Origin of the sequence: Paenalicyclobacillus cellulosilyticus (assembly GCF_014647315.1) — a bacterium.
In the GTDB taxonomy this organism is placed as follows: Bacteria; Bacillota; Bacilli; order Alicyclobacillales; family Alicyclobacillaceae; genus Alicyclobacillus_J; species Alicyclobacillus_J cellulosilyticus.
The window spans coordinates 1-21,474 of the sequence record NZ_BMOY01000040.1 but is presented as its reverse complement, the minus strand read 5'-3'; the positions used below and the strand labels follow the sequence as shown (position 1 = coordinate 21,474).

The window sequence follows — 21,474 nt, the reverse complement described above, 5'->3', positions numbered from 1 at the left end:
ATCGTCTCCAGGTCGCGCATCTCACCCACTAAAATCACGTCCGGGTCTTGGCGCAACGCCGCACGCAGCGCGGGATCCACGGACTCCGGATCCGCCTGGTACTGGCTGTACAACTCCAGCGCGTAACCCAAATTGGGACCGTGGAAGTAGTGGAACAGCGCATCGCGGACAGGTGTGTTGGTTTGCGACACCACGACATCCTCCTCGCTCGTTCAGTCCTCGTCCGGCACAACCTGACCCGCACCGTGCACGAAAGGGCAGAGCATGGCAGGGACCCGCCATGCTCAATACCCTTTATCGCACCCATGGCTTCTATTCATCGCCAAGCTCGCGTATATTGTACATCAACCGGACGGGGGATGTGAAATCCAGGCAATCCGGACGTACCGGGTCATATCGAGGAAAGGGTGACCATAAACTGGTGGGCGAGGGCTGCGGATTGCCGGCCGCGGTCCCTTCCCCTCCCTCCTGGCGGCCACGGACCGAGCGGGAGGATATGAAAAGGGCAGGCGCACTAGCCTGCCCTTCGTATCTGCACGTGCAGCCGCCGTTCAGTGCGGCGCCACCCAAATGTACTGCAGCGGATCGAACGGGTAGTTCGGGTTGAGGAAGTAGTTCTTCACCCACGGCTGCACCGCGTACACCGCCGTATCATAGAAGAGCGGCACCCACGGCGCATCCTTCATGACCTGGATGGTCACCTGTCGATACAGCTTCATCCGCTCCACTTGATTGGTGTCGAACTGCGCCTTGTTCAGCCAGGCGTCGACCTGCTTGTTGCTGTAAAGCGTCGAGTTGTTCTGCGGCTGTTCGTTGGTGTTGAACAAGGTGTTCAAGAAGTCGGACGGATCCGGGAAATCTTGGATCCAACCAAGCAGGAACAGCGGCGTCTTGCCGCTCGCATTCAAATTCAGGAGTGTATCCCACTCGACCGGCCGCAGGTTCACGGTGACGCCGATTTGCTTGAGGTCGTTCTGGATGGATTCCGCGATCTTCTGCTGCGTCGGGGTGTTCTCATACCACAAGGTCGTCGTGAAGCCCTTGGCGAACCCCGCCTGCTTGAGCAACTGCTTCGCCTTCGCCGGGTCGTACTTGTAGTCGACATACTGCGAGAGGTTCGGTACGCGCCCGTCGATGCTTGGCGGCAACGGCTGATCCGCGATGGTGCCGCGGCCGTTCACCAACTGCAAGACCTTTTGCTTGTTGATGGCGTACTCGAGCGCCCGCCGGACCAAGACGTTGTCAAACGGCTTCGTCTTGACGTTCATGCCCAGGTAGCGTACCGCGTTGAGAGCCCGGGTTACCAAGTCTTTCTTCAGGTTCGGGTCGCTGATGAACTGCGGGTACACGGCCGGCGGGATACCCACCGTGCTGTTCCCCAACAGCGCGGTTTGCCCCTCTTGGAAGTGCATCCCGATGAGCTGCGGGTTTTTGGTCTCGGTGATGGTCACCTGATTGAGATACGGCAGCCGGTTGCCGTACCGGTCCTTCTGCCAGTAGTGCGGGTTGCGCACGAGCACGTACTGGTTCGGCGTCTTGCTCTTGAGCATGAACGGGCCGGTGCCCATGGCCTGCGTCGAATCAAACGCCGTGTCCCCGACCTTCTGGATGAACTTCATGTCGACCGCGTGCCAGAACTGGCTGACCACCTGCAGGAAGAACGGCTCCGGCTGGGTCAGATGCACGACCAGCGTGTACTTGTCCGGCGTGGTCAAGCCGGAGATCTTGTTCGCCTTGCCGTTGTGATACGCGGTGGACCCCACGATGAGTGGATCGAAATAGGTTTCAAACGGCGACTTGGTCTTCGGCGTCAAGATCCGTTGCATCTCGTCGACGAAGCTCTGGGCGGTCACCGGATCCCCGTTCCAGAACGTGACCCCCTTGCGGATGTGGAACGTCCACGTCTTCCCGTCCTTCGACTCGTTCCAGTCCGTGGCCAGCGCCGGTGCCACCTTGAACTGCACCGACTTGTACGCCACCTGCACCAGCGACTCGTACATCTCGTCGGTCAGTTCGGTCGAGGCCGTGTCGTACGCGCGCGGGATCGATGTCTTTGACGACCGCTGTCATGTCCAGCTGGATGCTGCCGCCGAGAACCGGTTTGCCGCTGTCGTTCGCCTTGGCCAAGGCACTGGTGCCCGCGCTGCCGATGAGCGAGCAGAGGAGCCCCGCGGATGCCAAGATGCCCGCTCCTTTGGTCCAGCCACGTGCCATTGTCGTTCCCCCTTTTCGTCCTGCTTGTTCCTTCCCTGCCGCGCGTGCGGACAGGGACTGGTGACCATGCCTGCCCTGTAAAGGATGGATCCCAGGCGTCTGTCTGCCTCACACCGTCTTCCGGCGGCGCCGCGCAATGTGTGTTCGGCCCGTCTGATCCTCGCCTCGTGGTTCTGCCACGGCCTCACCTGTCTCCGTCTATGAATTCTCCTGTGCGGTGACCTCAGCTCAGCTCCATTTCTCATGCTGTGTGGCTCATCTCCGCAGAGGCGTGCAAGACACAGACCCAGCACGCTGAAGATCCGGCGTGGGCTTCTGCCATCGCCCGCACCCGTTGGGCCGCCGGACACATCGCCCCCTGTCTGATGGAGAAAATGATGCACAAGCGGTATGCCGCGGCGTCAAAAATCCGGCCATCGGTGACCGCGCCGCATATCCCGATTCTACTCCTGTTTACTTCTTTCTTCAATTGCCTCTTTTTGGCGCAACTCATCCGCGTATCCGTGCCAGGACAAACACCATGCCATCCGGCACACCGTCCCGTTCGCACCGAAATGCATGGCATCCATCTTTCCTCAATGATCCGCGGGATTCTGGATCAGGTTGCGGGAATCCGACTCAAACCGTTCGACGAATGTCAAGATATCTTTCATGGGTTTGGGGCGACTCCACAAAAACCCTTGGCTGAGTTTCACTCCCGCCTCGGCCACGGCCTCGAAGTCGGGCCAAGATTCCACGCCCTCGGCGACCACCGCCTCGCCTCCGCCCGCATACTCGACCAACAGGTGCAGCAGCTTGCGCCGCGCATCCGATTGCGCGATGCCCTGGATGAGCGAACGGTCGACCTTGATAAAATGGGGCTCCAAATCCACGAGCGCGCGCAATCCTGCCCCGCCGATGCCCACGTCGTCGAGGGCGACGCGGATTCCGTATTCGTGCAGACGACGGATCACCTGGCGCAGCACCGGCGGATCGTACGCCAACCACTCCACAATCTCGATGACCACTTGTTGCGGAGACAGCGCGGCCTCGGCGAGCACACGTTCAATGTGATGAAAAAACGCGCTTTGGGTGAGGGTGCTCGGCAACACGTTGACGAACAGCGGCAAACGACGCTGTGCTTCCGGCAATCCGGCCACACCTTGCACCGCCAACCCGAAGGCCAAGAGGTCGGCTTCCACCATGTGGCCGCTCGTTGCAGCCCATTGAAACCACACCTGCGGCGGAACCGACTCCCCGCGCCAGTGCGGCCGGCTCAGTGCCTCACAGGCGAACACCCGCCGTGTTTGGTGACACACGATGGGTTGGTATACCACGTAAAGCGATTTCTCTTCCAAGATGGCCTGCATCTGGTCATCCGCGCCCACCGCCCGGTCACCGGCGTGTTGCGTGTCTAGGTTGTCATCCCGGCGACACATGCCCAACCCCTCGCCTTCTCCCGACAGTTTGCGGCAACCAGCGGTCCGCACAGGACCCCGCACCGCCCGGAGGGGTGCGTGGACGCAAAAAATGCGCAACCCATGCTGCCCGAGTTGCGCCATCCCGATTTCGTCCTTCAGGAACGCCGCAAACCGCGGCGGCAACCCGGCGATCATGGACGAACGCGGCGAACCAGCCGGTGTTCGTCTGTAGACCCGTGGCTTTGCGTCCCAGCGTTTCCACTGGTTTGCCCTTCAGTATCATGTTGTGACGCCCCCGCCCGGCACAGCGATTGCCGCTCGCCGGCAGGCGGCCGGCCGCACGGCGCTGCCGTGTGGGAAGACCGTGATTCCATTTCGACAAACGGGATAGAAATCCTCTCCGTTTGTCGACACGTTTCAGCATGGGAGCAAGACGAAACGAAGGGATGCACCACTCGGCGCTCGTTAAGGTTATCCGGCACGCGGCAGCCCGGCGGACACCAAAGAGCACCATGAGCGCGTTTGAGGCATGCGCAACGAGAGAGGTACGTGCGCGGCGGAGGGTGCGGAAACCCTCCGCCGTTCATTTGAGGACGTACACCTTGACGTGCTGGACGCCAAACTGCAGGGCTTCCTGCGTCGACACGGGCAGGTAAATGTCAATCCGGTTGCCAATGATGGCTCCGCCCTCATCAGTGGCATGGCCGATGAAACCGTCCGCAGGCAGCCCCGGAAAGTGATACCCGGTGATGTACAGCGTGGACCCAAGGGGAATCACATGCGGGTCCACCGAGATGGTGCCGAACTGCAACGGGTGGCCGAAGTAGTCACGCGCGCCGTACACGCCGTTGTCGTGCGCGGTGTACGCTGTCGCGACGGCGTCGATGGCCTTCGCATACGGCAAGGGCTGCCCGTTGGGGCCCGGCACCACGGGTCCGTCGCTGACCACAGCTTGGCTCCCGGAGCGCCCGGACAAGCTGACGTGCGTTTTCACCAATTGTGCCGCCAGCGCCTTGACCTTCTGCGTTCCCGCCGACTGTTGCGATCCCGCCGCACCGCCAGGCAAAACCAGCCGTTGGCCAGGCCGCAGGTGCATCGCGTCCACACCCGGATTGCATTTCACGATGGCGGCGACCGTCACGTGGTGCCGCACCGCGATGGACCACAGCGTGTCACGCGGCTGCACCGTATAGAGGACCTTCTGCACGGGGGAAGCCTTGGCGGATTTCGCCTTCGTGGATGTCTTGCGCGGTGCGCTGCCAGGGATGTTCAGCTTCAGGCCCGGGTAGATGTTCAGCGGGTCCACCTTGGGATTGGCTTTCTCCAACGCCGAAACCGTGGTGTGAAACCGCCGTGCCAGAGACCAAAACGTATCATGTTCCTGAGCCGTGTACGTCATGGCAAACGACGGTGTCACACCGGCCAGACACGTCACGGCAAACGACAAACCGACCGCAGAATGACGCATTCGCGATGGCAACAAGGAATCCTCCCTTTGTTTGCTTCCGAGGTTAGTTGTCGGGTGCGGATTGCGGAGACAACCCGGTGCGCAGCATTGCTGCGCAACTTAACCCCAAGGCCGCGCGGGCTCAAGAAAGCCGCAGCACGACCAAAAGCCGCCGGAACGGCAGCCACATCCCCCGTACTTCGGCGACCGCCGAAGATTCAGCTTGATCCTCTTACCTCGCTACGCTGGCAACGATAAAACTATGGGAGGTATTATAGCGATAGATGCTCCCGTATGCAACCTGCTTGTTGCATCCGTCCGCATAGGGTATGTCTTCCATCCGCCTGCCCGCTCCCATCACCGAGTACGGGTGAGTTCCGTCTGCGTCTCCCCTTCGTTCCGCGTACGTTCCGTCCAGCGTGCTGTCCACGGTCCGGTCGCCGGCAGGATGACCTCCACCGTCGTCCCTCGCCCTTCCTCACTCGCAATGCACAGGTGTCCACGGTGGGCCTCGACAATGCGCCGGCTCACCATCAGTCCCAACCCGGTGCCCTTCTCTTTTGTGGTATAAAACGGTTCCCCGAGCCGCGCCAACCGTTCGGGCGACATGCCCGCCCCCTGGTCTACGATGCGCACCACCACGCCCTCATGGCGCGGTTGCAACACCACATGCACCATCCCTCCTGCCGCCGACGCTTCCAAGGCGTTCTGGAGGATGTGGATGAACACCTGCTTGAGGCGATGGACGTCGCAGACGACCTGCGGGACCGGGCTGTAGTCGCGACAGATGCGGACATTTCTCATCAGCGCCTGCGTGTCGAGAAGGGCGATGACGTCGTCGAGCACCTGCGCCAGATCGTGGGTTTGCCATACGGCGGGCTGCGGACGGGCGAGCAGCAGGAACTCTTGGACGATCCGCTCAATGCGCCGCAACTCCGCATCCATGATCTCCAAGTGTTCCGGCTTGACAGGACGAGCGACCCGCAGCAACTGGACAAACCCTTTCAGCGTGGTCAAGGGGTTGCGGATTTCATGGGCGATACCCGCCGCCAACTGGCCCACCACCGCCAGCTTCTCCGCCTGTTGCATGAACGCTTCTGCGCGCTTCCGGTAGGTGATGTTGCGGACGATCCCGCAAAAACCGACGGGAACCCCGCCCTCGCCGCGGACCACGGTCCGGGAGATTTCCAGGTCCAACACCTTGCCGTCCCGGCGTTGAAACGTCAACCCGTACGCCTTGATGGGGTCGTCCCATCGGTACTGGCGCTCCAGGTCACGCATCGCCGCGACATACGCCCTGCGCCCCAACACCTGCCGGATGGTGGACTGCTGCAGCTCCTCCGGCGAGTAACCCAGGATGTCGCACAACGAAGGATTGAAGTAACGGAACCGGCCTGTCCAATCGACTTCATAACAGCCGTCGTGAATACTGTTGAACAACAACGTCAGGGTCGCGAGTTGCTCCCGCACGGACCGCTCTTCGTACCGCGGAAGCGTGCACGCGTGGTGTCTCACCTGGGTATCCCTCTTTGAACTCGTTTCAAACAGGTTTCACTTCGTCATAGATTCTGAAAATCCTCCTCTCGCCCATCCTTTGTTTGCTGCAAAGGAGGGGAGGCGGATGGGGAGGCGCGCTTCGCGCTTCGCGTTTCGCGCTTCGCGTCAACGGGCGTTCTCTGGCACCGTGTACGCGGGCGACTGGCTCCAATCGGCCGGGACCTTCATGTCTTCCCACTGGTCTTTCGGAAAATATTCGTGATGCTCTTTGAAATACGTATCGAACAGCTGGCGGGCGATGGGCGCCGCCGTCGTCGCGCCATAGCCCGCGCCGGGCACCATGACGGCGACCGCCACCTGCGGATGGTCGTAGGGTGCATAGCCGATGAACACCGAGTTGTCCACCTGCCGGCCGCCGATGGTGATTTGCGCCGTCCCCGTCTTCCCGGCCGCTTTGTAGGGCGTCCCGATGAAGGCTCCGTACGCCGTGCCGCTCGGGTCGTTCACGGCGCCGTACATGCCGCGGTGGACAATGTCCCAATACTCGGGCTTGGCCTGGATGCGCCCGAGCACCTGCGGGTGAAACACGAACAAGGGTTTCGCCTTGCCCGGCAGCCGGGTGTTCGGCGGGTACACCTTGTCGAGCAGGTGCGGCTGCAGGCGGACCCCGTTGTTGGCGATGGTCGCCACGTACTGCGCCAGCTCAATGGGGGTGAATTCCTGCGACTGGCCGATGCCGGCGTAGGCGAGATCGGCCGGGGAACCGTAGTTGACGTAGTAGCCCTGTTTCCGGATGGCATCTTGCGCTGCCTGCAGGTCATACGGCACGCGAATGTATCCTTGACGCGCGTCCTCGATGTAGAACCGGCCCGGTTGCTCGTTCGGCAAATCGATTCCGGTCAACTGGCCGAGGCCGAACGCTGCCTCGCCGCCGAACAGCGCATTGATGCCCCGGGCAAAATCCGTCTCCAACCACGTCTGGTAGTCCTTTCCGTGATCCGGCCCGCCACCCGATGCGTCCGTGCTGCCGAACCACTTGCCGAACCACAGCCCCACTTCGTAGAAAAACGTGTCGCACGACACCGTGATGGCCTTCACCGGATCCACCCAGCCGTGGCCGTCGTCGTCATGCACGGTGGACAAGCCAATCCGGGTGATGTAATGGTCGTAAAAGCCTGTTTTCGGCGTGATGACACCTTCCTTCAGGGCCGTGAGCAGGTTGGCCGGCTTGACGGTGGAGCCCGGGTAAAGCGGACTCTGGATGGCGTGGTTCATCTCCGCGCTCGATTGGGAGAGATACGGTAAGTGCTTCGTATATGCTTCGCCGGAAAGCATCCAATTGGGGTCGAAGTAGGGATAGCTGACCATCGCCAACACGCCGCCGGTGCGGACGTCGAGCATGACCGCGGCCGCGTTGTACACGTTGTTGGTGCCGGCATTGACCTTCTGCACCGCGTCCATCACCACCTGCTGCGCCACCGCCTGCAGGTGGCCGTCGAGCGTCAATTGCAAGACTTTCCCCGGGACAGGTGCCGGGTCGTACCCGAGGACCTTGAGCGGCACGAACTGGTTGTTGGTTTGCACCACCTCGTAACCGACCTGACCCTGCAGCAGGCGCTCGTACTCCTGCTCGATGCCCGTCTTGCCGACAATTTGGTTCTGCAGATAATGCCACTTTTTGTATTGCGACAATTCCTGCGGACCGATGCTTCCCACATAGCCCAGCACCTGTCCGGCGAGATCGCCAAACGGGTAGACCCGTTGCCCTTCCGGAACAATGTTGACGCCAGGCAGCTCCGACTTGTGCTCTTCGATGAACGCCAGCTGTGCATTCGTCACGCCCCGGAACAGCGGCACTTGCGCCTGGTCTTGGTTCTGTTGGATCGCCTCCAGGATTTTGGCTGCCGTCGTATGAAACGCCGGCGCCAAGCGGCGGGCGATGGCCGCGATGTCCTGTCCGCTGCCGGGCGGCAGTTTCGTCAGGTAAATGCTGAACGACGGCTTGTCGTACGCCAGGATGTTCCCGCCTGCATCGTAGATCCAGCCCCGTGCCGGAAGCACCGCCATCCGGCTGAGCATCGTGGTGCTGGCGATGGTGCGGAACTCGCTGCCTTTGGCAATTTGCAAATACCCGAGCCGGGCGATGAGCGCCGACATGGCGCAGAACACCATCCCGTAGAGGACGCCTGTCCGCGCCACCACCTGCCGCCGGTGCGCTTCGGCCACCGGCATGTCGGGCTGCAGCGCCTGGGTGTTGCGCCGTTTTTTGGCTTGTTTGCTTTTTGTCCTGCGCCACTTCACGATGGACACGCCTCCTCACACAGGCATCCTATCACGGCCGTCCCGCGGCGACCAAGTGGACGCAGGCCAACATGAGGTCAACCGGCCCCGGGGGCGCGGCCGGTCTGCCCGTTTCCCGCCCACGCGGCCTGAACCGCTTGCCAAAACGACGCGTCCTCGGCGCCCAAGTGCCACACCGCCATCCCGGCCAGTCCGTACGTCTGCACCAGGCGGGCCACGGCGGCGATGCTTCGCGCGTCCTCAAACCACACCGTGTGCCGTTGCCCCTTTGCATCCGTGTAGGTGAACCACGGCGTCTGCGATCGCGCCTCCCAACGGACCTGCGCCCCGTGCGCACGGGCGAGTTGTTGCGCCTGTGCCATCGAAACCTCCGCGGCCGAAGACCCGCGCCAATCGTATCCGTACGCCGCGGCGCCGACGAGGAGTTTGCCAGCCGGAATCTCTTGCAACGCATACTTGATCACCCTGTCCGTGTTCGTCCAGTCGCTCACCGGCCCGGGCCGGCTGCCTGGGGTGTGCTCATCGTACGTGATGAGCATCACGCGGTCCGCGGCTGCCCCGAGCGCGGCGTAGTCGTACGCGCTGCCCACATCCGGGGTATCCCGCTCCGGCAAGCACACCAGCACGGACAGCCCGGCCTGCTGCGCCGCCGCGTGCAGGCGGCGGACGAACGCGGTCAGCATCGTGCGGTCACGGCCGGGCAGGTTTTCGAAATCGACCACCACGCCGGCGGCGTGGCAACGCTTGGCGACCTGCACCACCTCGGCCACCACCGCCTGTTGTTGCGCCGCGGTGGCCAGCAGTTGCTCGACGAGAGCTGGATCGGGCTGGCCCGCCGCCTGGCTGTAGTTGCCAAGCACCAAGTACGGCGCCACCCCGGCGCGCAAGGCGGCGTCCCATGCCGCCGCTTCCGCCGGGGCGGCGGACTGGATGGTGGCGAGCCACGACGTCCCGTCCGCTTGCCTGCGCACCGCGGCCACCCCGGCAGGCAGGTCGCGGTAAAACGGAAACGCCGTAAATCCCACCGCGTCGAGCCATGCCTTGTGCTGGAGCAGATCGTCCTGCTGCACGGTGTACGGCGGGTCCGAAGTGTTGAAGAACAAGAGCCACGGCGGTGCCGTCCGCACCGGCGGCGGGGGTGTCAGCCACTGTTGCCGCTGTGGCGGATGCGCCATCACCTGGTTGGCGTGCGCCACCGCGGCGGCAAATGCGGCGCGCGTCATGGTCCCCTGCGGTTGGAACGCATGCGCGGTGACGGGCGCCATGAGGCGGTTGGCGATCACGCTGTTCACCACCATCTGCTGGTCCACGGGCACGCCCTGCATGTCGGTCAACGGGAACGGCCGGACGTACGAGAAGGCGTTGAGGCCGTAGTACTTCGCCAGGAGCAACGCGAGGAAGAGGCGGGACGCGGACTGGTGAAACGACGGGATGGCGGCGGGATCGATCAGATGGTGCCGCACCGCCCAGGCGATGTACGGCACCACCGGCGTGCTTGCCGGCCGGCCGTCGGCCGCCCGCGGCACAACGGACGCCTGAGCCCCTGCCGCCGTGCCCGCACCTGCCTGCGCGTCCGCCCCTGCCGTCCTTCCCCCGGCCGGCAGGATGTCGGAGCGGTAGGACAACAGCATGGCGATGGCGTCCTCGACGCGGACCGGATCGTTTGGTGCGACATGCGCGTCGACGGCGTCCGGCGGCAGCTTCGCGAGCATCTGCGCCGCGCGCGGCCGCAGCGCCGGCACCTTCAGCAGCGCGGTCAGGTGCACCCGCGCCTTGGCGAACGCCCGTACCTTGGCATTCGCCTCGCAGTTGGCAAGCCCCCAGATGGCGTACGGGCTCGCCGGGTCAACCTGAAGCTGGCGGCGAAACGCCGACTCCGCCGCCTGGAACCGGCCCTGCTGGTAATACCCCCATCCGAGCACGTTCCAGACGGCTTCATCTTTGGGATTGAGGCGCGCCGCCCGCAGGAGTACCGGGACGGCTTTGACAAAGTCGCGCACCGCGAGCAGGGCGCCCTCTTCGTACACCGGCGCCTCCCACCGGGGTGCGAGGCGCGCCGCCGCGGCAAAGTCCTGCAGCGCTGCGTCGGGGTGAGTCCTTTTTTCCGCCAACCCCTTTTGATAGAGCGCCACCGCCTGCGCCGGGACGGCGTCGGCGCTGGCGAACCACGCCAGCGGCTGCGCGGCGGACGCGCCGGTGAGCCACGTGGCACCGGCCACCACGCCCGTACACAGGCGCCGCCGAGTGCGCGCGGACCACAGGCCGCGCCGCATGCCATGGCCGTGCGCGCATTGTTCTTCCCGCAGCGTTCCTGTTCCTTTCCGGGAATGACCCCGGAGATCCTCCATCCTCGTCATGACCTCGTCAGCTCCCTCCGCGCCTTTCCCTGTATGAGGTTCTCATCGTGCCCTCCAGGCGTTCCTCGCATGGGTTCCCCCGCGTCCCGCTCCGTGGCGCTCCTTCCCATTGTATCTGCTCGCACCTGTGTTTCCGGACAGGTACAATGGGAAGGTATCCAACCCTGGATCCGGTTCGCAAAGCAAGGTGAAATCCCTCTTGGCGAACCAACAAGCCATGCAAGGGAGAGACACGGCGTTGGCGACAGAAACACAGGCTGGAACCGAGGTCAGGCGTGGCCAGCGCGGCGTGATGGCGGTCATTCTTGGCTCGCTCACCGCGCTGGCACCCTTGTCCATCGACATGTACCTGCCCGCCCTGCCGCTGTTGACGCGCGACCTGCATGCCAGCCCGGCGACGGTGCAGCTGAGCCTGACGTTTTGCCTGCTCGGGCTTGCGTTCGGACAACTCATCGCCGGTCCGGTGAGCGACGCCCGCGGCCGGCGCGGCCCGCTGCTCGTGGGCCTGGCTGTATACGCCCTCGCCTCTGTGCTGTGCGCCTTCACCGCGTCCGTCTGGCTGCTCATCGGGCTGCGCTTCCTGCAAGGGTTGGCCGGGGCGGCCGGCATCGTGATTGCGCGGGCGGTGGCGCGCGACCGCTATGCGGGCCTCGAACTGACGCGGTTTTATGCCTTGCTGATGCTCGTCAACGGTGCCGCGCCCGTCCTGGCGCCTGTCATCGGCGGCCAGGTGCTCCGCTTCACCCGTTGGCACGGTGTCTTCGTGGTGCTGGCCGCACTCGGCGCCGCGATGTGGCTCGGCGTGGCGGCCGGGTTGCCGGAAACCCTGCCGCGGGAGCGGCGTTCGGCAAGCGGGATCCGTCCGATTCTGTCCACGTTCGGCGGGCTGTTGCGGGATGGGGTGTTTCTCGGCTACGTGGTCACACAGAGCCTGGTGTTCGCCGCCATGTTCGCGTACATCTCGGGGTCGTCGTTCGTCTTTCAGGAGGCGTACGACGTGACGCCGCAAGCGTACAGCCTCATCTTCGCGGCCAACGGCATGGGCATCGTCCTCGCGGGGCAGGTGACCGCCCGCCTCGCACCCCGGTTCGGGGAGCGGAAACTGCTGACAGCCGGCGTGATGACGGCCGCGGGCGGCGGGCTTACGCTGGCACTCACGCTCACACTGCACCTTCCCGTCTTCGCCGTCGTGCCGCCGTTGTTTGTGGCCATCGCCAGCGTCGGCATGGTCAGCACATCGAGCATGTCGCTGGCGATGCAGCGGTACGGACACGCTGCGGGCAGCGCGTCGGCGCTCCTCGGCGTCTGCCAGATGACCATGGGGGCCCTGGTGGCGCCGTTGCCGGGCCTCGGCGGCGCGGATGCAGGTCCTGCGATGGGCTGGACGGTGGCAGCGTGCGACTTGGCGGCGGCGCTGTGCATCGTATGGCTCATCCGAATGCGGACCGCACGCTGAGACCCACGGACCGCCGGTATCCAAAAAAACGAATAGTCACACGAATAGAAAATCGTCACGCGAATGATACAAGTACGTCACCCAACATGCTAGAATGGTACATGGATGACCTTGGGCTTGCGGCATCAGCTGTCTCCCCGGCGCAGGCAGCCGCGCCGCGCACAAAGGAGTGAATGCGCATGCAATACCGCTTTCTCGGCAAGACGGGCTTGTTGGTCAGCGAGTTGTGCCTCGGCGCCATGACGTTCGGCCGCGAGGCGGACGAGGCCACCAGCTTGCAAATCCTCGACCGGTTCGCGGATGCCGGCGGCAACTTCATCGACACCGCCAACGTGTATTCGCGCGGGGTGTCCGAGGAAATCGTGGGCCGCTGGTTGAAAGGAAAAAACCGGGAAGATTTCGTGATCGCGACGAAGGTGCGGTTCGCGATGGGGGAAAAGCCCAACGACGTCGGCCTCTCCCGCAAGCACATCATGGCGGCCGTCGAGGCCAGCCTGCGCCGGCTCGGCACCGATTACATCGATCTCTATCAGGTTCATGCCTGGGACCCGAAGACGCCGCTCGAGGAGACGCTCAGCACCCTGAACGATCTCGTCCGCCGCGGCTGGGTCCGCTACATCGGCGCGAGCAACTTCCGCGCCTGGCAGCTGCAGAAGGCCATCGACCTGTCCCGCCAACACGGGTGGGAAGCGTTCGTCAGCCTGCAACCGCAATACAACCTGCTCTGCCGCGCCACGGAGTACGAGCTTTTGCCCTTGTGCGAGGCGGAAGGTCTCGGTGTCATTCCGTGGAGCCCGCTGCGCGGCGGCTGGCTGAGCGGCAAGTTCCGCCGCGGCATGACCGCCCCGCCGGAAGACAGCCGGATTGCCCAGGCGGAGCGCCAAGGCTGGAGCGAGGCGTGGACTCGGTACAACAACGAGTTCACATGGAACGTGTTGGACGCCTTGCACGAGGTGGCCCGCGAAGTCGAAAAGACGCCGGCGCAGGTGGCCATCAACTGGCTCCTGCAGCGCCCGGCGGTCACCGCCCCCATCATCGGCGCCCGCAACCTAGAGCAGTTGGAGGATAACCTGGGTGCCAGCGGTTGGGCCTTGCCGCCGGAGGCCGTCCGGAAGCTCGACGAAGCCAGCCGGCTGCCGGTCAGCTACCCGTACGACGACGCGGCCGAGCGGCAACAGCGGGCCGGGCGGGCGTAACGTGCGGCCGTTACCCCTTGGCGGCCATGTCCGCCGCCATCTCCCGCTCCAGCCGCCACATCTGCGCATACCAGCCACCGCGGGCGATGAGCTCGCGGTGCGTGCCGCGCTCGATGATCCTTCCGCCACGAAGCACGACAATCTCGTCCATCCGCTCCATCCCCGCGAGGCGGTGCGTGACCCACACCACCGATTTTCCTGCCGCGGCCGTGAAAAACGCCTCGATGAACGCCTGCTCGGTCACGCTGTCGAGCGCGGACGTCGGCTCGTCGCACAACAGGATGGGCGCGCCGGCCAACAGGGCGCGCGCCAAGGCCAGCCGCTGCCGCTCCCCGCCGGAGAGCAACGCCCCCGTCTCACCGATGACGGTGGCATAGCCGTCCGGCAACCGGGCGATAACGTCGTACACCTGTGCAATGCGCAGCGCCTGCTCCAACTCCTCCCGGCTCGCATCCGGTTTGGCCAGGCGCAGGTTGTGCTCCACCGTGGTGTGAAACAGGTACCCCCGCTGAGGGACCACCGCCATCATGGCGCGCACATCCTCCGCCGGCCACGCCCGCAACTCGCGGCCGGCGAGCGTGATCGATCCCGCCTCGTACGGCAGAAAACCGAGCAACACATGGAGAAACGTCGTCTTGCCTGCCCCGCTTTCGCCGACGATGGCCAAGCGCTTGCCAGGGTCAAGGTCCACATCCACATCCTTCAGCACATACGGTTCCCCGGGCCCATAACGGACGCACAGCCCCCGCACGCGCAGCGCCGGCACGCCTGCCCCGCCCCGCCGGTTCGCCGCATGCACCTGCGCGGCTGCAGCGGCAACGGCCGCCGGCGTCGCCACAGGCGCCGTCTTGCTCGCTGCAACCGCAGTTTTATCTGCAGGCTCCGCTGCCAGTGCCACCGCGCGCGCCGCAGCAAGGGACGCCCCAGGCGCCTCCGCGGGCGCATCCCACTGCGCCAACCGCAGCAACCGCTCCCCGGCCGCCACCACCTGGGCAAACTGTTGAAACGCAGCAGGCAAAGCCGCCACCGCCTCGAAGCTGGCCAGCGCACCGAGCGCGATGGCCGGCAACAGCACGCCGGCGAGGCGGCCATGGCTGAACATCTGCATCCCCACCCAGAGCACGGCGGCCATGGTCGCCTGGGTGACGAACACAAACAGGCCGTCCGACGCGCCCTGCAGCCATCCCTGCCGCGCCTGCTCCCGCTGTTCCTTCCGCTCCAAGCGCTCGAGCTCGGCGAGCACCGCGGCGGTGCGCGCCGGCAACGCCCCGTCGAGCAACCCGCGCAACAGTTCGTCCGCAGCCGACATGCGTGCCGACCGCACGGCGTCCAACCGCAACTGCCCCCGCCGCGTCCAACGGTGCGTCCACCACGGCACCGCCACGGCGGCGGTCAACGCGCCGAACCCCCACGCCACAGCGAGCCACGGTCCGTAACGCCCGAGCCACGCCAGCATCCCGAGACCCACCAGCACGCCGACCAGCGGCGGGAAGAACGCCCGCAGGTACAGGTGCTGGAGCCTGTCCACGTCCGCCACGGCCGCATCCAGCACCTCCGCGCTGCGGCGGTCGGCAAGCAGGCGATGATTCGGCTCAATCCGTTCGTACAGCCACACCCGCAAGCCCGCGAGGATGTGAAACGTCACGTCATGGGAGACGAGCCGCTCCAGATAGCGGAATGCGGCGCGCGCGAGCCCGAAAAACCGCACCCCGACAATCGGCACCCATAAGAGCAAAATGGTGGGTGGCCGCAACGCCGCGGCGGCGATGAGGTAGCCGGAGGTGGCCATCATGGCCACGCTCGCGGCCACGGTGAGAAACCCTAAACCCACCGCGATCGCGGCCCGCCCGGCCACCGGGCGCAGGAACCTGACCAGGATGGCCACCGTGGACCATGCGTGCGCCCGCAACCTGCGCTCCCTCCGGTCATTCACGGTGCCGCCATCTCCTCTCCGAGGTAGGTTGTGAACAGGCGGTGGTAGACGCCGTGGCGCGCCATGAGCTCAGCGTGCGTCCCGGTCTCGGCGACGCGCCCGCCGTCCATGACGACGATGCGGTCTGCCTGCATGGCGAGGCCGAGGCGGTGAGCGACCACCAAGGCCGTGCGCCCCCGCAGCCATCCTTGCAACACCTGCTCCAAAGCGCGTTCCGTCTCGATGTCCACATCCGCGACCGGTTCGTCAAAGAGGACGACCGGGCCATCCTTGAACACCGCCCGCGCGAGCGCCAGCCGTTGCCGCTGCCCGCCGCTCAAGCGGACCTCCTCGCCGGCCAGGTATGTGTCGTAGCCGCGGGGCAAGTCCTGGATGAAACGATCGGCCAGCGCGACGGCACACGCCCGGCGCACCCGCTCGTCCGCCGGTTCAGACTCCGCCGCTTCAGACTCCGCCTGGGACTCACCGCCGCCTGCCAGGCGGACGTTGTCCGCGACCGTGCCGTGAAAAAATTGGGGGTGCTGGGGCAGGTAGCTCACCTGCTCCCGCCACCAGGAGAGATCGAGTTCCTGCAGCGGGACGCCGTTTATCCGCACCTCGCCCTGCCGCACGCGCAGGTATCCGAGCAGAACGTCGAGCAGGGTGCTCTTGCCGGCACCGCTCGGGCCGACGATGGCCACCGTCTCGCCGGGCTCCACGGTCAGGCAGACGTCGGTCAGCGCATCCCGGTTGGCCCCAGGGTAGCGGGCGGTGACGTGATCAAACTCAATCCGGTAGCCGCGATGGGACAGAGGGAGCCGGCGGCCCTGGCCAGCGGCCGCCAAACCCGGGGGTTTTGCTTCCAGCACGGCCAGAATGCGCTCCAAGACGCTCACCCCGTCACGGCCGGCATGGAATTGGGCACCGACCGTGCGGATGGGGAGATAAAACTCAGGTGTCAAGAGCAAGAGCGCGAAGGCGCGCGCAAAATCCATCTTGCCGGAGACGAGCCGCAAACCGAGTGACACCGCGACCAGCGCCGTGCTGATCATCGTGAACAGTTCCATGACCAGCGCCGACAAAAACGCAATCCGGAGCGTCCCCATCGTCGTTTTGCGGTACTCGTCGGTGATCTGCCGGATGATGCCGATTTGCGCACGGCTGCGGCGAAACACCTTCAGTGTCCACAAGCCGCGCACCACGTCGAGGAAGTGGCCGCTCAACCACGCCAAGGTCCGCCATTGGCGATCCGTCGCCTTTTGCGCCGATTTGCCGATGAGGATCATGAGCAACACAAGCAGCGGCGCGGTCAGGGCGAGGACGAGGGCGGTGATCCGGTCCGCTGCGGCCGCGTACGCAAAGACGGAGGCCGGGATGAGCGCAGAGAGCGCCACCTGCGGCAGGTAGCGCGCGAAATACGTGTCCAGGTGCTCCATCCCGTCCGTGACCAGATGCAACCATTCCCCGGCCCGCTGCCCGCGCAGATACACGGGGCCGAGTTCAACGAGCTTGCGCAGCACCATGCCGCGCAAGCCGGCCTTGACCTCTGCGGCCATCCGGATGGCCGCCCCTTGGCTGCCCGCCGCGAGCAGCCCGCGCAGCGCGAACAATCCGATCAGCGCCATCCACCACGGCAACAAACGGGACGGCGGCGTCCCGGCGAGAAACACCTCCTGGACGAGGCGGGCGAGCAGCGCCGCTTGGGCGATGACCAAGCCGCCCGCCAGCCACCCGAGACCCACCGCCAACCACAGCCATCTTTGGGCATTGCGCGCGTAGCGAAACCACACCCGGTTCATCCGCTCGCACACCTTCCCATCCACGTGCCGGATGGACACGGACCCGCCATCAGTATTCCAACCGTTCCACTGCCCGGATCCGTTGGCGGAACACCCAGTAGCTCCACGCTTGGTACGCGAGCACGAACGGGACGATGGTGAGCGCGATGATGGTCATCACCTTGAGCGAGTACGGGTTGGAAGCCGCGTTGTAGATGGTCAGGCTCCAGGCCGGATTGAGCGAGCTGACCATCACGCGCGGGTACAGGTCCATGAACACCGTGATGGTGGAGAGGACGATGGTGAGACCGGTCATGAAAAACGCCCACCCGTCCCGTTTGGCGCGGATGAAGAATTGCACCGAAAACAGGGACAGTCCGGCGAGGATGGGCACAGCACCGGGATCGATCCCGTGGCGGGTGAACATGTCGGTCTCGAAGTAGCTGAGCACCACGAACAGGAAGGTGAGTACCGTCGCCCAGGCGCCGACCCCCATGGCGACAGCGCGCGCCCGTTCCCGGAGCACGCCGTCGGTGCGCAGTGCGATGAACAAGGCGCCGTGGAGCAGGAACAACAGCACCACGCTCACACCGCCCACCAAGGCGTACAAACTGATGAGGTCCCAGAACGTGCCGACATAGTTCATGTGCGCGTCGATGGGCACGCCGCGCATGAGGTTGGCGAGCGCAATCCCCCAGAGGAGCGGCGGCACAAGGCTGCCGAAGAAAATCACCCAATCCCACGTCCGGCGCCAGGCGGGGCTTGACAGTTTGCTGCGGAACTCGAACGCCACGCCGCGCCCGATGAGCGCCAACAGCAACAGGAACAACGCGATGTAAAAACCGCTGAACAACGTGGCATACCAGTTGGGAAACGCGGCGAACATGGCGCCCCCCGCCGTGATGAACCAGACTTCGTTGCCGTCCCAAAACGGGCCGATGGTGTTGATGAGGACACGCCGTTCGTCGTCCGTCTTCCCGAGCCACGGCACCAACATGCCCACGCCGAAGTCGAACCCCTCGAGGAAGAAAAACCCGATGAACAACACCGCGATGATCATAAACCACAGGGTGTTCAACGACATCCGCCCGCACCTCCTTGGCGTTCACAACATTCCCCGCGCCGCGGGTCACAGCGGCGCCACGTTCAACTGCACAGCATCGCTGGCCTCATCCTCCGGTTCCGGTCCACGGCGGACAAAGTGGACGAACAGATACACGTCCGCCGCCGCCAGCACGCCGTACACGACGGTGAACCCCAACAGCGTCAACAACACCTGTCCTGCCGGAACGGTGGGCGAAACCCCGTCTTTGGTCAATTGCAGGCCGTAGACCACCCAGGGTTGGCGGCCGATTTCCGTCATGATCCAACCGGCCGTGTTGGCGATGTACGGCAGGGCGATGGCCGGTATCATCCAACGCAGATAACGCCGGCTTTGCTCCAACTTATCCCGGATGAGCGCGAACACCCCGTACAGTGCGAGGCCAATCATTGCAAATCCGGCAAACACCATGATGCGAAAACTCCAGAACGTGGTTCGCACAGGCGGAATGTAATTGCCCGGCCCGTACTTCTGCTCCAATTGCGCCTGGAGCTGGTTGATCCCCGGCACGCGGCCGTGGATGCGGTTGTACGCCAAGATGCTCAAGGCATCCGGAATCTCAATCTCCCACGTATTCCGGTGCCTGGCCGTGTCAATCCCGGCGACGACCGTCCACGGAGCCTCATCGGGGCTGGTGTTCCACAAGGCTTCCGACGCTGCCATTTTCATCGGCTGCGCCACCATGAGGTACTGCGCCTGGTCGTGGCCGACCACCGCCACCAGAATGCTGCTGACAACCGCCGCGACGATGCTGATGGCGAACGACCGCCGAAAGACGTCGAGCGCCCGGCGGCGGAGCAGATAGTACGCGCTGATCCCGGCGACGAAAAACGCGCCGGTCGCGATGGCACCCAACCACACGTGCGGAAACTCCCACCACAACTGCTCGTTGCCGATGAGCTGACCGAAGCTCGCCATCTCCGCATGGCCGTTGCGCAGGACGTATCCGACCGGGTGTTGCATGAACGCGTTGGCCGTCAAGATCCAAAACGCGGAGATGGTCGTGCCGATGGCCACCAACCAGATGGATGCCAGATGCACGCCTTTGGAGAGCTTGTCCCATCCAAACAACCACACGCCGAGGAAGGTGGACTCCAAGAAGAACGCGAGCAACGCCTCAATCGCGAGCGGCGCGCCGAACACATCGCCCACAAACCGCGAGTAGTTCGACCAGTTCATGCCGAATTGGAACTCTTGCATGATGCCGGTGACGACGCCGACGGCAAAGTTGATGAGGAAGAGCTTGCCCCAAAATTTGGCCATGCGCTTGTAGGTTTCGTCTTTTTTCACCACGTAGAGCGTCTCCATGAACGCGATGAGGAACGCCAGTCCAATCGTGAGCGGCACGAAAAAGAAGTGGTACACGGTGGTGATGCCGAACTGCCAGCGCGCCAAGATGAGGTTATCCACGCATCCCGCCCCCCTTTTGCCTTCATGGATAAGTGTTTCCTTCTCCTGATGTCTGATGCGAAGGTTCGTCGATCATGATTGCCGTATTTTCTATAATTGTTTTTTATTTTAACTCATCGGCGATGCTTAGCATGGTCAGAGTGAGTCATTCTTTTCTTGCGAAGTGAACTAGTGCAAATGGACCCCAAGCGTCCGTTTGGGTGTCGCAATACGAGGAAACAATGGAAGACGGACTCACAGGTGGAACACCCTATCTGAACGGCCTGTACGGTGAGGTGAATACATGCGGTCCACCCAAAAGACGACTCAGAAGCTGGTGCAGGCCCTGCAACATGGCTTCGACGTCATTGTACGCCCGGTACCTGAGGTGGGCGTGGACGTGGTGTACGTGTCTACCATTGCGGATCTGACACGTGTTGAGGAACGCCTGCTCGGTCCTATCCTCCGAGCGCACACGCGGCCAGGGCGCGACCTGGAGACTTGGCTGCAAAACACCTTGCAACTGGGGGAGCTCACGCGCGCCCAGTCAGTGGATGACGCCGCGTGTGCATTGCTGGAAAGCCACGCGGTCATATGCACACCACGGCATTACTTTGTCGTGAACGTGCAGGGCCCCCGCCGCCGCACGCCCGAAGAACCGGCGGCTGAGATTGCCATTCGCGGCCCGCGCGACGGTTTTACCGAATCGATTGAGACCAATGCGTCGCTTATCCGTACCAGACTGCGCGATCGCCAACTGGTCTTGGAAACGTTCATTATCGGCGACCGGACGCGGACAAAGGTCTTGCTGGCGTACATCGCGGATGGTAGTGTCCCGTCAAGTGGTGTAATTTCACCGTTTGTGTCTAGTTTGTGACGTCGTTGACTTTGCCCCGCCAGGGGAGTTTGTCGACCGTCGTCGCTCCGTCAAGGGGCGCTGCGCTCGTCCTTGTGGACGCCCTTGACGTCGCTCCTTCCGGTCGAATTTGGGCATCTAGGGGGCAAAGCCAGGGTTTGCGTGCCGCATACCACGCCACCTCCTCATCGCTATTTCTGCAGCACCGCCTCTGCTGTCAGCAGTGTTTGGTCTGGCTTTAATCTCGCCATGGACTCCAGGCTGAAGTAGCGCCGGGATACCACCCACTCCTCGTGCTGCTCTTGCAGTATGGCTCCCATGAGACGCAGTACGGCGTCCCGGTTTGGGAAGATTCCGACGACATCCATTCGCCGCCTCATCTCCCGGTTCAGGCGCTCCAGTGGATTCGTGGAGCAGATCTGCCGCCAATGCTCGCCTGGCAGTGCCATGAACGCCAACACGTCGTCCTCGGCCGCCTGCAGGATCTCCATGGCCTTTGGGAACTTGTCCTGGAGCTGTTTGACTACGCTACGCAACTGTGCTCTGGCAGCCTCCTGCGTGGGCTGTGC

General features: G+C 64.0%; 14 protein-coding genes, 1 pseudogene and 2 riboswitches. Of the genes and pseudogenes, 3 read left to right on the top strand and 12 right to left on the bottom strand.

Annotation, left to right across the window (positions count from 1 at the left end; all coding sequences use genetic code 11):
* The 7 genes and pseudogenes from IEX97_RS11045 to IEX97_RS11015 form a co-directional block, all read right to left on the bottom strand.
* Positions 1 to 71: pseudogene (locus IEX97_RS11045) on the bottom strand (ATPase, T2SS/T4P/T4SS family); the annotation flags it as partial.
* 480 nt (positions 72 to 551) lie between these two features.
* Positions 552 to 2,000: an ABC transporter substrate-binding protein gene (locus IEX97_RS11040; protein WP_188883044.1), complete on the bottom strand. Its 1,449-nt coding sequence runs from the start codon at positions 1,998 to 2,000 to the stop codon at positions 552 to 554.
* Positions 2,001 to 2,789: 789 nt separating this feature from the next.
* Positions 2,790 to 3,632, bottom strand: coding sequence for an EAL domain-containing protein (locus IEX97_RS11035; protein WP_229776827.1), 843 nt, complete (start codon positions 3,630 to 3,632; stop codon positions 2,790 to 2,792).
* A 157-nt stretch (positions 3,633 to 3,789) separates the two neighbouring features.
* Positions 3,790 to 3,895, bottom strand: a riboswitch (cyclic di-GMP riboswitch).
* Between the two features lie 302 nt (positions 3,896 to 4,197).
* On the bottom strand, positions 4,198 to 5,094 hold the full coding sequence (locus tag IEX97_RS11030) for a LysM peptidoglycan-binding domain-containing protein (RefSeq protein WP_188883042.1): 897 nt from the start codon (positions 5,092 to 5,094) through the stop codon (positions 4,198 to 4,200).
* A gap of 4 nt (positions 5,095 to 5,098) precedes the next feature.
* A riboswitch (cyclic di-AMP (ydaO/yuaA leader) is annotated at positions 5,099 to 5,295 on the bottom strand.
* Between the two features lie 123 nt (positions 5,296 to 5,418).
* Positions 5,419 to 6,576, bottom strand: coding sequence for an ATP-binding protein (locus tag IEX97_RS11025; RefSeq protein ID WP_188883041.1), 1,158 nt, complete (start codon positions 6,574 to 6,576; stop codon positions 5,419 to 5,421).
* A 147-nt stretch (positions 6,577 to 6,723) separates the two neighbouring features.
* A complete protein-coding gene (locus IEX97_RS11020) occupies positions 6,724 to 8,859 on the bottom strand; it encodes a peptidoglycan D,D-transpeptidase FtsI family protein (RefSeq protein WP_229776826.1) in 2,136 nt (711 codons plus the stop codon).
* Positions 8,860 to 8,936: 77 nt separating this feature from the next.
* On the bottom strand, positions 8,937 to 11,207 hold the full coding sequence (locus IEX97_RS11015) for a glycosyl hydrolase family 18 protein (protein WP_229776825.1): 2,271 nt from the start codon (positions 11,205 to 11,207) through the stop codon (positions 8,937 to 8,939).
* 226 nt (positions 11,208 to 11,433) lie between these two features.
* Here IEX97_RS11015 and IEX97_RS11010 point away from each other — a divergent pair, with 226 nt between their 5' ends.
* A complete protein-coding gene (locus IEX97_RS11010; RefSeq protein ID WP_373289452.1) occupies positions 11,434 to 12,672 on the top strand; it encodes a multidrug effflux MFS transporter in 1,239 nt (412 codons plus the stop codon).
* A 179-nt stretch (positions 12,673 to 12,851) separates the two neighbouring features.
* Positions 12,852 to 13,868, top strand: coding sequence for an aldo/keto reductase (locus IEX97_RS11005; RefSeq protein ID WP_188883038.1), 1,017 nt, complete (start codon positions 12,852 to 12,854; stop codon positions 13,866 to 13,868).
* A gap of 10 nt (positions 13,869 to 13,878) precedes the next feature.
* Here IEX97_RS11005 and cydC read toward each other — a convergent pair whose 3' ends face one another.
* From cydC to IEX97_RS10985, 4 genes are read right to left on the bottom strand one after another with little or no spacing between them, the layout of a single operon-like run.
* On the bottom strand, positions 13,879 to 15,801 hold the full coding sequence (cydC, locus tag IEX97_RS11000; RefSeq protein ID WP_188883037.1) for a thiol reductant ABC exporter subunit CydC: 1,923 nt from the start codon (positions 15,799 to 15,801) through the stop codon (positions 13,879 to 13,881).
* A complete protein-coding gene (gene cydD, locus IEX97_RS10995; protein WP_188883036.1) occupies positions 15,798 to 17,618 on the bottom strand; it encodes a thiol reductant ABC exporter subunit CydD in 1,821 nt (606 codons plus the stop codon). The genes cydC and cydD overlap by 4 nt, the downstream gene beginning before the upstream one ends.
* A gap of 10 nt (positions 17,619 to 17,628) precedes the next feature.
* Entirely contained in the window at positions 17,629 to 18,642 is a 1,014-nt protein-coding gene (gene cydB, locus IEX97_RS10990; RefSeq protein WP_188883034.1) for a cytochrome d ubiquinol oxidase subunit II, read from the bottom strand.
* A 45-nt stretch (positions 18,643 to 18,687) separates the two neighbouring features.
* Positions 18,688 to 20,070 (bottom strand): cytochrome ubiquinol oxidase subunit I, encoded by a 1,383-nt coding sequence (locus tag IEX97_RS10985; RefSeq protein WP_188883033.1) that lies wholly within the window; start codon positions 20,068 to 20,070, stop codon positions 18,688 to 18,690.
* Positions 20,071 to 20,353: 283 nt separating this feature from the next.
* Between IEX97_RS10985 and IEX97_RS10980 the strand changes: the two genes are divergently transcribed.
* Entirely contained in the window at positions 20,354 to 20,926 is a 573-nt protein-coding gene (locus tag IEX97_RS10980; protein ID WP_188883032.1) for a spore germination protein, read from the top strand.
* A 170-nt stretch (positions 20,927 to 21,096) separates the two neighbouring features.
* Here the strand turns inward: IEX97_RS10980 and IEX97_RS10975 are convergent.
* A partial coding sequence (locus IEX97_RS10975; RefSeq protein ID WP_188883030.1) for a transposase occupies positions 21,097 to 21,474 on the bottom strand: 378 nt, incomplete at its 5' end.

Coding starts and splice junctions, on each gene's coding strand:
- cydB (WP_188883034.1), bottom strand. CDS start 18,642: ATGTCGTTGAACACCCTGTGGTTTATGATCATCGCGGTGTTGTTCATC.
- IEX97_RS11010 (WP_373289452.1), top strand. CDS start 11,434: ATGCAAGGGAGAGACACGGCGTTGGCGACAGAAACACAGGCTGGAACC.
- IEX97_RS11035 (WP_229776827.1), bottom strand. CDS start 3,632: ATGTGTCGCCGGGATGACAACCTAGACACGCAACACGCCGGTGACCGG.
- IEX97_RS11005 (WP_188883038.1), top strand. CDS start 12,852: ATGCAATACCGCTTTCTCGGCAAGACGGGCTTGTTGGTCAGCGAGTTG.
- IEX97_RS10980 (WP_188883032.1), top strand. CDS start 20,354: ATGCGGTCCACCCAAAAGACGACTCAGAAGCTGGTGCAGGCCCTGCAA.
- IEX97_RS11015 (WP_229776825.1), bottom strand. CDS start 11,207: ATGGAGGATCTCCGGGGTCATTCCCGGAAAGGAACAGGAACGCTGCGG.
- IEX97_RS11040 (WP_188883044.1), bottom strand. CDS start 2,000: ATGTACGAGTCGCTGGTGCAGGTGGCGTACAAGTCGGTGCAGTTCAAG.